Raw genomic sequence first — 5,668 nt, 5'->3', positions numbered from 1 at the left:
GCCATCCACAGCCTAGAAGCGACCACCCTCCCCCCCCAAGGCGACCCCCAGTTTGAGATCCGCCACAGCACCACCACCGGCCCAAAAACAACCCTGGTTTTACCCGACTTGGCCACCTGTTCCGCCTGTGTCGCTGACCTCCTCGACCCCCAAAATCGGCGCTACCACTACCCCTTCACCAACTGCACCCACTGCGGCCCCCGCTACACGATCATCAACGCCCTCCCCTACGATCGCCCCAACACGACCATGGCCGGGTTCAAACTCTGCCCAGCCTGTCAGCAGGAATATGATGATCCCGGCGATCGCCGTTTCCATGCCCAGCCCAACGCCTGCCCCATCTGTGGCCCCACCGTGGCACTCTGGGATCGATCAGGGCATCCTGTGGCCCAAGGGTCGGCGGCAATTGCGGCGGTTGTTGCCAAAATTGCAGAGGGTAAAATCATTGCTGTGAAAGGATTGGGGGGGTTTCATCTCCTCGCTGCGGCGGAGCAAGCCAGCACCGTGGCAAAACTCCGGCAACGCAAGCAACGCCCCGATAAACCCTTTGCCCTGATGTATCCCGTGGGGGCACGTCTTGGGCAGGATTGTTACGTTTCCCCCCAAGAATGGGCCTTGTTACAGTCCCCCCAAGCCCCGATTGTAATTCTGTCGCGCCGTTCCGAGGCAGCGATCGCGCCCAACGTTGCCCCCCACAACCCCACCCTGGGCGTGATGTTGCCCTATACTCCCCTGCACCATCTCATTTTGGCCCAGTATCAACATCCCGTTGTGGCCACGAGCGGCAACCGCGCTGATGAACCGATTTGCATTGATGAACAGGCGGCCTTGGAACGATTGGCGGGGATTGCGGATCTGTTTTTGGTGCATAATCGGCCCATTGTGCGGCCCGTGGATGATTCGATCGTCCGGGTGATGGCCGGACAGGTGGTGATGGTGCGGCGATCGCGTGGCTATGCCCCCTTACCCGTTGCCCCGTTGCCCCAAGGGATGCCCCCCACCTTAGCCGTGGGTGCGCATCAAAAAAACACGATCGCCCTCACCGTCAATCGTCAGATCATCCTCAGCCAACATATTGGCGACCTGAGTAATACGGAGGCGTTAGATGCCTTTGAACAGACGATTACCAGCCTCGAATCTCTCTATGGGACAACACCGGAACGGATTGTCTGCGATCGCCATCCCGACTATCTTTCCAGCCAATACGCCACCCAATGCAACCTCCCCCTGCAACAGGTGCAACATCACCATGCCCATGTTTTAGCCGCCATTGCCGCCGCGCAACTGTGGGATCGTCCCGTGCTGGGGGTGGCGTGGGATGGCACGGGTTACGGGGAAGATGGCACGATTTGGGGCGGGGAACTGTTGCGGGTTGATGGGGCAGGGTGGCAACGTTGGGGGCATTGGCTGCCGTTTCCGTTGCCGGGGGGCGATGTGGCCGCCCGTGAACCGCGCCGCAGTGCCTTGGGGTTGCTATGGGCATTATGGCGAGAGGCTTGCCCGCCTTGTCCTGGGTTTACGCCCTCCACCCAGGCGCTTTTGCTTCAGGGGGTGCGCCAGGGGGTGAATACGCCGCTAACATCCAGTGTGGGGCGGTTGTTTGATGGGGTGGCGGCAATGTTGGGGCTGTGCGATCGCGCTACCTTTGAGGGGCAAGGGGCAATGTTGCTGGAGTTTGCCGCCCACAAGGTTGAAACGAGCGATCGCTACCCGTGGGGACGTTTAACCCTGGACTCTGGGGCGGTGGGGTTTGATTGGCGGCCGTTGATTGCTGCGATGTGGCGCGATCGCGACGCAGGGCAAGGGGTGGAGCGCATGGCGGCAAAATTTCACAATACTTTAATTGACGTAATCGTCACCAGTGCGGCAGAACTAGAGATCAGAGATGTGGTGTTAACCGGGGGCTGTTTTCAGAATCGGTATCTCGTCGAAGGTGCGATCACCCAACTCCAGCACCGAGGGTTTCGCCCCCACATCCCCCACCAACTCCCCCCCCATGATGGCAGCATCGCCGTGGGTCAACTAGTGGCGGCGTACCTGGCGCTGAACGGCTCAACAACCGCCTGAATCCCCGTCCTAACCTCTCAATTTCGTCCATCCACCCTTACCCATAACCGCTTATGTGTCTCGCAATTCCCGGCCAAGTAATCAGCATGACGGGTGAGGATCCGTTGCTACGTCTGGGCAAAATTAGTTTTGGAGGTGTGGTCAAAGAGGTCAGCCTCGCCTATGTCCCAGAGGTGGAAGTGGGGCAATATGTCCTAGTTCACGTTGGCTTTGCCCTCAGCATCATCGACGAAGCCGAAGCCCAAGAAACCCTCGACTATCTCCAACACCTCACCCCGAATGTTGCCGTCCCTTGAGCTGGCTACTGCTGATATACAAGTTGCTCGTCTTGATCGAGCCTGTGGCTTGATTTCTCCTCTCAGTCCGGGCAACGAGCTAGAAGCTTGCACTACAGATGATTCCAGGCAGGGTACTGTGAGCCTCTGGCTCACTGATGATCAGTTTCAGATTCGTACAATCAGTTCCAGACTCGCAACTGGGCGATCGCACGACCGGCACGATCGCCCCAGTTGGCTCACACCTGACTCGCTTGGGGGGAGTTGGGGAGCGATCGCGTCAACTCCACCCCGAACAACGTCTTCAACCCCAAGCGCTCAAACCACGGCACACCTAAGCCCCATTCCATTTTCTTGATGAAATAGGCCTCAAACGCCGCTTTCGTCCAATTGACCCAGGGCCCCTGCATCGCCACAGAAAAGCGGCGATCCTGCGGGTTCGGATGGCCCAGCACCGGCACCGCCATATAGGCGATCCCCGTATCGCCAAACTCAGCAAAACAAAGGGCCTCTAGGGTGGGCGTGGTGATGGGGGCGTTTAATTCCCCCAGTTCCACGGCGATATTGTGGGCCACCGCCAAGCCCATGGCCTCCGTCATTTCGCCACTTTTCGGCAGGCCAATGGGGACAGGGGTTTGATCCGGTTGTTTGAGTTCCACGGCGACCCCCAGCGCATAGATATTCGAGAAGGTGCGATGGCGACCGTCGGCATGGGTCGAGATAAAACCCTTGGCGTTGCCGAGGTGGGGGGTGTTGCGGATGAAGGATGCGCCCAGGAATGAGGGCAGAATCATGGAGTAGGCAAAGGGGAAACTCTGGCCGTCGGCGGTGTGGATCGTGTTGGGTTCGATGCGGGTGATTTCGGCATTGGTGATCGAGTGGATACCGCGTTTTTTCATCAATTCAGCGGTGAGCCGCTCGGCATTTTTGATCCCCGATACCCCCAAATGACCCACGTAGGGTTCAGGGGTGATGTAGGTGATCGGGGCGCGATCGCGCAGACCCCGGCGGCGTAGTTCCCAATCCGCCATCAACATAAACTCATAGGCCGGGCCAAAACAGCCCGCCCCTGGCGCAGCCCCCACCACCAACGGCCCCGGATGCTCTAAAAATTCTCGCCATGCCGTCCTCGCCGCCACAGCATGATCTGGCGTACAAACCGAATGGGTATAGCCGCCGTGGGGGCCAAGACCCGGAATGGCGGCGAGATTGAGGGAGGCCCCAGTGGCGATCGCTAAATAGTCATAGTTCAACGTCTCCCCATTCGCAAAAGTCAGCCGCTGCTGCGTCGGGTCAAGCGCCACCACCCCACTCTGCACCAGTTCCAAGCGATGCCGCTGGGCCAACTTCGTTAAATTCAACTGCACATGCTCCAGCGGGTTCAAATCTAACGCCACCCGAATCAACCCCGGAATAAACGTAAAATTCGGTTCCTGCGACACCAACACCACCCGATGTCCCGCCGATAAATAATGCCGCAACTCATAGGCCGTCGGTAAACCACCTAGACCTGCCCCAATGACAACTACTGTAGCCATAATTATTTTATGATTAATTACTTAACTGCATAGTAATATGGTAGCATTAGCATGTCAGAAATAAAACGTTACAGACCAAACACCATGTATCACTTCAGCAAGATTGTTCCCCTCAGCTTTGACGATGCCAGCGCCGCCGTCACCGAGTCCCTGAAAGAAGCCGGGATGGGCGTGCTCACCGAAATTAATGTCCAAGGGGCATTGAAGAAAAAATTAGACGTGAATTTCCGTCGCTACCAAATCCTCGGCGCGTGCCATCCCGGCATTGCCCATCGGATGCTCGAAACCGACGACAAAGCCGGCGTGCTCTATCCCTGCAATGTCGTGGTGCAAGAACATGACGATGGCCGCGTCGAAGTCTCCGCCATTGATCCCCTCATGATGTTCTTGATGGTTCACAGCCCCGCCGCCAAAGAAATCGCCCTCGAAGCCAGCACCATGATGCGCGACGTGATCGATCGCCTCCCCGTCGCCGAACCCGTCCCCGCTTAACATGGCTGCCCTCATCCCCTGCCCTTCTCCCAGCGGGAGAAGGGTGCTAGAAACCTTTATTGATTAAATGAACGAAATTCCGTATGATGTGGAAATTTTTTGAATCGTTACAAAAAAATTTAGTGTGGTCAATTCCCGCCGTGATGGTTTTAGGGCTAATTTTCGGTAGTGTGACTGACCCGATGTTTCTGCGAGCAACGATTATTCCCCTCACCTTTTTGATGGTTTATCCGATGATGATTAACCTGCAAGTGGCGAAGGTGTTCATGGGGGGAAATGTACGGCTGCAATTGGTAACTCAACTGATTAATTTTGCGATTATTCCCTTTTTGGCATTTGGCTTAGGGAAACTCTTTTTTGCGGATCAACCGTTGGTGGCCTTGGGCTTGTTGTTAACGTCGCTGTTGCCCACCAGTGGCATGACGATTTCTTGGACAGGATTTGCGAAAGGAAATCTCAATGCAGCGGTGCAAATGACGGTAATTGGACTGATTATTGGCTCGTTGGCTACTCCATTTTATGCAAAGTGGCTGATGGGAACGGTGGTCGAAATTCCGTTAGCTGATGTGTTTAAGCAAATTGTGACGATTGTTTTTTTACCGATGCTGTTAGGGGTGGTGACGCGGGTGGCGATTATCCGGGCATGGGGTGAAAAACGCTATCAAAAAGACCTCAAGAAAAAATTCCCGGTGTTTTCCAGTGTTGGAGTTTTGGGCATTGTGTTTGTGGCGTTGGCGTTGAAAGCGACGGCGATTGTAAATAATCCAGCGGCGTTGGTGGGGTATTTTGTGCCTTTGGCGATTATTTATGGGGTGAATTTTACCCTGAGTACAATTGTGGGCAAAACATTCTTTGATCGCGGCGATGCGATCGCCCTCGTCTACGGTACGGTGATGCGGAATCTATCCATTGCCTTAGCGATCGCGATTACTGTTTTTGGCCCGGAAGATGGTTCCGAAATTGCCCTGATTATCGCCATGGGCTACATCATCCAAGTCCAAGCCGCCGCCTGGTATGTGAAGTTTACCGATACGTTGTTTGGGTCGCCCGCCCCCGAACCGGAAACCGTTTAATCGGTTGTATCGGCTCACACCCTACCCTTCTCCCATCGGGAGAAGGGTAGGGTGTGGGGTTTAGGATGGGGCGATCGCTGTTTCATTGACATACTCCCCCACTAAACCCTACGGGCTATAGTGGGAGATTCTGAACAGCCAGTTACCTGACCATTTATCCACTCAAACAACGAGAGTTGCAGAGGGTTGCTAGGCTCAACGACTAACGCCATTGATTTATCCT

Annotated in this window: 5 protein-coding genes; 4 read left to right on the top strand and 1 reads right to left on the bottom strand. The window is 55.7% G+C overall.

Going from position 1 to position 5,668, the window contains the following annotated elements:
• Both hypF and PN477_RS13455 read left to right on the top strand, forming a co-directional pair.
• On the top strand, positions 1–2,067 hold a 2,067-nt coding region (gene hypF / locus PN477_RS13460; RefSeq protein ID WP_272147342.1), incomplete at its 5' end, for a carbamoyltransferase HypF.
• Positions 2,068–2,120: 53 nt separating this feature from the next.
• The gene (locus tag PN477_RS13455; protein WP_272118333.1) at positions 2,121–2,363 is read left to right on the top strand and encodes a HypC/HybG/HupF family hydrogenase formation chaperone; all 243 of its coding nucleotides are present in this window, start codon (positions 2,121–2,123) and stop codon (positions 2,361–2,363) included.
• Between the two features lie 218 nt (positions 2,364–2,581).
• Here the strand turns inward: PN477_RS13455 and PN477_RS13450 are convergent, their stop codons facing one another.
• Positions 2,582–3,880, bottom strand: coding sequence for an NAD(P)/FAD-dependent oxidoreductase (locus tag PN477_RS13450; protein WP_272118332.1), 1,299 nt, complete (start codon positions 3,878–3,880; stop codon positions 2,582–2,584).
• Positions 3,881–3,964: 84 nt separating this feature from the next.
• Here PN477_RS13450 and PN477_RS13445 point away from each other — a divergent pair, with 84 nt between their 5' ends.
• Positions 3,965–4,372, top strand: coding sequence for a DUF302 domain-containing protein (locus PN477_RS13445; RefSeq protein WP_072621935.1), 408 nt, complete (start codon positions 3,965–3,967; stop codon positions 4,370–4,372).
• Positions 4,373–4,458: 86 nt separating this feature from the next.
• Positions 4,459–5,445 (top strand): arsenic resistance protein, encoded by a 987-nt coding sequence (locus tag PN477_RS13440; protein WP_417158816.1) that lies wholly within the window; start codon positions 4,459–4,461, stop codon positions 5,443–5,445.
• The last annotated feature ends 223 nt before the right edge of the window (positions 5,446–5,668 follow it).

It is taken from the genome of Spirulina subsalsa CS-330, assembly GCF_028330765.1.
In the GTDB taxonomy this organism is placed as follows: Bacteria; Cyanobacteriota; Cyanobacteriia; order Cyanobacteriales; family Spirulinaceae; genus Spirulina; species Spirulina subsalsa_A.
The sequence above is the reverse complement of the archived record's forward strand: the minus strand, read 5'-3'. Positions and strand labels throughout refer to the sequence as shown.

Coding starts and splice junctions, on each gene's coding strand:
- PN477_RS13455 (WP_272118333.1), top strand. CDS start 2,121: ATGTGTCTCGCAATTCCCGGCCAAGTAATCAGCATGACGGGTGAGGAT.
- PN477_RS13450 (WP_272118332.1), bottom strand. CDS start 3,880: ATGGCTACAGTAGTTGTCATTGGGGCAGGTCTAGGTGGTTTACCGACG.
- PN477_RS13445 (WP_072621935.1), top strand. CDS start 3,965: ATGTATCACTTCAGCAAGATTGTTCCCCTCAGCTTTGACGATGCCAGC.
- PN477_RS13440 (WP_417158816.1), top strand. CDS start 4,459: ATGTGGAAATTTTTTGAATCGTTACAAAAAAATTTAGTGTGGTCAATT.